5 protein-coding genes are annotated in these 5,376 nt (G+C 56.5%); 2 read left to right on the forward strand and 3 right to left on the reverse strand.

Going from position 1 to position 5,376, the window contains the following annotated elements:
* Both B3P58_RS05145 and B3P58_RS05150 read right to left on the reverse strand, forming a co-directional pair.
* Window positions 1-1,458: xanthine dehydrogenase family protein molybdopterin-binding subunit (locus B3P58_RS05145; RefSeq protein ID WP_286716399.1), on the reverse strand; the 1,458-nt coding region annotated here is incomplete at its 3' end.
* The gene (locus tag B3P58_RS05150; protein WP_145466446.1) at window positions 1,451-2,014 is read right to left on the reverse strand and encodes a (2Fe-2S)-binding protein; all 564 of its coding nucleotides are present in this window, start codon (window positions 2,012-2,014) and stop codon (window positions 1,451-1,453) included. The genes B3P58_RS05150 and B3P58_RS05145, both read right to left, overlap by 8 nt.
* Window positions 2,015-2,213: 199 nt before the next feature.
* Here B3P58_RS05150 and B3P58_RS05155 point away from each other — a divergent pair, with 199 nt between their 5' ends.
* Together B3P58_RS05155 and B3P58_RS05160 are read left to right on the forward strand one after the other, a co-directional pair.
* Window positions 2,214-2,915 (forward strand): glutathione S-transferase family protein, encoded by a 702-nt coding sequence (locus B3P58_RS05155; protein WP_286716400.1) that lies wholly within the window; start codon window positions 2,214-2,216, stop codon window positions 2,913-2,915.
* A gap of 210 nt (window positions 2,916-3,125) precedes the next feature.
* A complete protein-coding gene (locus B3P58_RS05160; protein ID WP_286716401.1) occupies window positions 3,126-4,352 on the forward strand; it encodes a phosphatidylinositol-specific phospholipase C domain-containing protein in 1,227 nt (408 codons plus the stop codon).
* A gap of 646 nt (window positions 4,353-4,998) precedes the next feature.
* On the opposite strand, the gene B3P58_RS05165 is transcribed toward B3P58_RS05160, so the two are convergent.
* Window positions 4,999-5,376: fatty acid desaturase (locus B3P58_RS05165; protein WP_286716402.1), on the reverse strand; the 378-nt coding region annotated here is incomplete at its 5' end.

The following is a 5,376-nucleotide window of genomic DNA, read 5'->3' on the forward strand; positions in this document are numbered from 1 at the left end:
GGCATCGCCGACAAACCACTCGAATACTTTCGGGTGAGCAATGCGGTGCTGCCAGCCGCTGGCTTTGCCATCGGCGCCTATCGTTGCCTGCAGACGATGCAGGCTGGCCGGGCGATACCAGTCGTGGGCGGTGTCTTCTTCACGGTTCCAGATCAGCTTCACCGGCTGTTGCAGGCGGTCGGCAATCACCGCGCATTCGGCGACGTAATCCTGCAGGATACGGCGGCCAAAACCGCCGCCAATCCAGGTGGTGTGAATCACAATGTCATCAAGGCTGTAGCGGCTGTGTTTACCGGCCGCGACCCGCGCCATGCTGGCCGACTGGGTTGGCGCCCAGACTTCCATACCATCGGCGTCGGCCTTCACCACGCAGTTCTGTGGTTCCAGCGTGGCGTGGGCCAGATAGGGCAGCTGATACTCGGCGGTTAAGGTGCTGGCCGCTTGTTCGGCGGCGCTGTCGAAGTCGCCGTCGTCGCGTACCTGTTCACCGTCTTCGTTATCCAGATCGCGGGCGTACTGAGCAAAAATAGCGTCGCTGCTGGGCGCGACCTCCGGCGTCTGCCACTCGATCTGCAGTAATTGCTGTGCCTTACGCGCCTGCCAGTAAGAACGGGCGACTACGGCGACTCCTGAGCGACCGGCGGCTTGCAGCGGGAATACATCAACTACACCGCTGGCGGCTTTGGCCGCGCTGCTGTCGAGGGTTTTGACCGTGCCACCAAAGGCCGGCGCGCGGCTGATTACGGCATAGAGCATGCCCGGCAATTCAACGTCGATACCATAAACGGCCTGGCCCGTTACTTTCTGCAGGGCATCCAGACGTTTGTTGTATTTACCGATATAGCGGTATTCATCCGGCGACTTCAGCGCGGTGTCTTCCGGTACGGCAAAGGTGGCGGCAATGCTCGCCAGTTCGCCGTAGCTGAGGGTTTTACCGCTGCTGTGAATCACCTGACCGTTGTCGCAGTGCAGGCTGCTGGTGTTGTCCAACGCCCAGACCTGAGCGGCGGCCTGCTTCAGCATTTCACGCGCGCTGGCACCGGCCAGACGGATGCGTTTAAAGCTGCTGGCCACACTGGTGGAACCACCGGTGATCTGCAGTTTGTACAGCGGGTTATCGTAGGCGCTGCCGACGCCGGCAAACTCGACCTGTACCAGCGCCGGGTCGACTTCCAGCTCTTCGGCCAGCAGCGTGACCAGACCGGTATAGGTGCCCTGACCCATTTCAACGCGGTCGAGGATAAAGGTAATGCGGTTATCGGTGTCGATGCGCAGCCAGGCATTGCTCTGCCATTCGCCGGCGCTGACCATGCCCTGATTTTTCATGCCGATGGCGGTACAGCCGGGCAGGGCAACACTGAGCAGCAGACCACCGGATGACAGGGCGCTGGCTTTTAAGAAGGAGCGGCGGCTGAGACCGGTGTTGGTATTGGTGCTGGTGCGTAAGGACTTATCCATGGCTCAGCTCCTCTGAATTGGTCGCTTGCGGCAGAGTGACTTCACTGAACAGCTCGCCGTTGCGCGCTGCCTGCGGATGGCTGACGGCACTCATCATGCCCGCCGCTTTATGAATGGCAGAGCGGATGCGCGGATAAGTACCGCAGCGGCAGATATTGCCGCTCATGGCGTTGTCGATATCGGCATCGCTGGGATTCGGGTTACTGGCCAGCAGAGCGGTGGCGGCCATGATCTGTCCGGACTGGCAGTAGCCACATTGTGGTACGTTCAGCTCCAGCCAGGCCTGTTGTACCGGTGTCAGCTGCTGTGGCGTGGCGTTGGCCGGGCTCAGCCCTTCGATGGTGGTGATGTTCTGCCCGGCAACCGCCGACAGCGGCATAATGCAGGTGCGGATTGGCTGACCATTCAGATGCATGGTACAGGCGCCACACAGGCCCGCGCCGCAGCCGAACTTGCTGCCCTTTAAGCCCAGAACATCGCGTACCACCCATAACAGTGGGGTATCGCCCTCAACATCCAGTGTGTGTTCCACACCATTTACGGTCAGCCTGATCATGGTTGCCTGCCTGTCGCTTATTTTTCTGATGGGTAAAACTCTAAGTGACCCAAGGTTACCACTGAATTAACATCAGTAAATAGCCTAAACGCAGTGTTCCGCCCAGACCGCAGAAGTCTGGTTATTCGCGGCCAGAGGCTGGTACTTTGCCGTCGCTGCTGATAAGCAGTGCGCCACAATAAAAATACAGGACAATCCGATGAACAATACCGTGCTGCACCAGTACGAAATATCCCCATTCTGCGCCAAAGTCCGGCGCGTGCTGCAGCTCAAAGGGCTGGATTATGAAGTGCGTAATATCGGCGCACTGGGAACACAACTGGGCGAAGTCAGGCGTTTGAGTCCGCAGGGTAAGTTGCCGGTACTGGAGCTGGGTGGTGAGCGTCTGGCGGATTCGAGTCTGATTGTGCGTGAACTGGAGCGGCGTTTTCCGGCGGTTGTGCCACTGATACCAGACGATGAACAGCAGCGTGCACAGGTGCATCTGTGGGAAGACTGGGCCGATGAGAGCCTGTATTTCCTTGAGGTGTACCTGCGCTTTGCGGTGAAAGAAAACCGCGGCTACTGGGCAGGGCGTGTCTGTGCAGCTGACCCGGCCTGGTTTTCCGCCATTGCCCGGCCGATAGTGCCGGCCACCATGATGAAACAGCTGAAAGCCCAGGGCATGGGGCGTAAATCATTGGCGCAGGTACTGACGGAGCTCGATCAGCACCTGCAGATGCTGAATGCCTTGTTATATGAGCGCGACTGGCTGGTGGGCGAGCAGATAACGCTGGCTGATATTGCTGTGGCCGTACAGTTACAGGCGATTGCTGCCACACCACAGGGTAAGCAGGCATTGCTGGCTTACCCTGATGTGCAGCTGTGGCTGGCGCGCAGCGGTGAAGAGCCGGAGGTATAAAACAGGGCGAATCGGGCCATGATTGGTCTGTGGTGGATCAATCCGTGCCAGTTCCTGCATCTCGGGGAAAAGAGGGCTGACAGCGGTGCAGAGCTTGTTGTAAAAACAGGCCAACGACATAGAACGATGGTTCTATATTGCTGGTAAAAATAATAATAACCTCTGACTTCTCTGAAGCTGAGGTCGCTCGTTCTCTGCACAGGTGACCCTATGAAAACACCCCTGAAAACAACCCTCGCCTTTTCCCTTGGTATGCTGGCTTCTGCCGGTGCGCTGGCCATGAGCTCAACCCCGCCAAGCGACCCTATTACCGATTTTCAGAACAGCTGGGCAGGCAAAGCACTGGCTCATCAGCGCAGTATCGATATGAACTCGCCGCTGGCGGATAACAGCATGCTTGGCTCGCACAATACCTATAACTCTTCGGTCTACAGCGACCCGACCCGTTATCTCGATCCGCAGCAGAAGCACTCAATTTACGATCAGCTGCGTATCGGCGCACGTTTTGTTGAGCTGGATGCACACTGGACCGCGCATACCCATGGCTGGCCATGGGAGTGGGGTACTGACCTGCTGCTGTGTCACTCCGGTATCGGCACCGAATGGGGCGACCTGCATGTGGGTTGCAGCCTGACTGACCGCCGCGTCAGCGATGGTGTGCAGGAAGTGGCCAACTGGCTGAACGACAATCCGCAGGAAGTGATCATTCTGTATTTTGAAGATCACACCGATGGTCATCATCAGGAACTGCTGAACATTCTGAACAGCAAACTGAACGGAAAAATCTACGCCAGCAATGGCTGTAAGAGCATCCCATCCAACCTGACCAAAGCTCAGGTGCGTGCCGCCGGTAAACAGGTTGTGCTGTGGAAAGACGGTGGCTGCTCGGATAACAGCGGCATGAAAAACCTCGCCTTTACCGGGCTGGGTGACATTGGCCGTACCTGGGAAGACCGCACCGCCGTGGGTGCCATTGGTGCCTTCTTTACCGGTGGTGCTGTGAGCCGTATCGAAAGTGCCGACGTGGTGCAGGCGTTTAAAAACGGCGTGAATATCGTCAACCTCGACAAGCTGACCTATAACGACGGCCGTATGGCAGCCGGTGTCTGGTCATGGGACAACGGTGAGCCAAATAACTACAACGGCAATCAGGATTGCGCCGTGCAGTGGGGTAATGGCCGCTGGGATGACGCAGACTGTAACAACAACCATCACTTCGCCTGTGAAGACAACAACGGCAACTGGGCGATCAGCGCCTGGGCTGGCCGCTGGACCGATGGTGCGCAAGCCTGTTCACAGTTAGGTGGCAGCTACCACTTTGCTGTACCGACCAACAGCAAGGCCAATGAAGCGCTGAAAGCGGTTAAAGGTGGTATGAGCCATGTGTGGCTGAATGCTTCTGACCGTGCACAGGAAGGTAAGTGGGTGGCGAACTGAGTTTGCTGCCTGATTAAGTAAAAGCCCTGCAGAGGCAAGATACGGTTCACTAACCAGCCGGTTGATTGCATGTGAACAGCCTTTGCGGGGCAAGCCCCTGCGCCCCAATCCGGGGAACTTCTCCCCGGGCCCCTGCTTTGCGCTTTCTGGCCCGTGATCCTTATTCTCTCGGTTTTTACTGACCACGCGTATATTGGCCATCCATGGCCACATACGCTTGTCTGGCATCCATGCCAGACAGATCTTAAAAACTATCGCTCATGGCGGCGGGCCCAGAGGCGCGGTTTATCTCAGCCGCAACGCCGTTTTTATCGAACAATAATGTCCGTTCTGAAAAGCCGCTTGGCGGAATAATCAATGCGCCTGCAGGACGCCGGAATGAAGAGCACTGAGCCGGTACGTCTCTGCATGGATGCAGAGCGAGCGGATAGGGCCATGGATGGCCCATTATCCGCGTTGCCGTGACCGAGGTGGTCTGAATGGAGGAAAAAGGCCTGCACAGCGCGAAGCTGGGGTCGGCCCGCCGGCAAGGGGATAAGTTCCCCTGGGAGGCATTGGGCGTTTCAAAATGATTTAAAACGTTGAGTGAACAGTATTACGTAAATGAAGATTTTTTATTGTTTGCAAGCTTCTCTAAAACTTGTTGTTAAACACCAGCATTAACCTGCTCACCAACCACCCGGCCAACCGCTGGCTGATAACGGTTGCGGCGTTTGAAGGTTGCCAGATCATTAAACGGCACGCCATTTTCTTTCATCACTTTATGCGCAGCTTTCGCCGTCAGCTGGCGGATATAAAAGGGCTCGCCAACCACAAAATGGTGAATGCCGTGGGTGCTGCCGAAATTAAAACAGAATAACTGCAGCGGCCAGAACAGCGGGTTGGTTAATACCTGTGTTTGTTGCAGTACAGAATTGACGTTGCCGTAGTAGTGCATATTTGAGCTGATAAAGTTAATGCTGAATGAACGCAGATAAAACGGCGCAATTAATACCACCACCCATTTATCCAGCAGTTCAAAGCG

Origin of the sequence: Thalassolituus sp. UBA2009 (genome assembly GCF_002335285.1) — a bacterium.
Lineage (GTDB): Bacteria > Pseudomonadota > Gammaproteobacteria > Pseudomonadales > Oceanobacteraceae > Venatoribacter > Venatoribacter alkanivorans.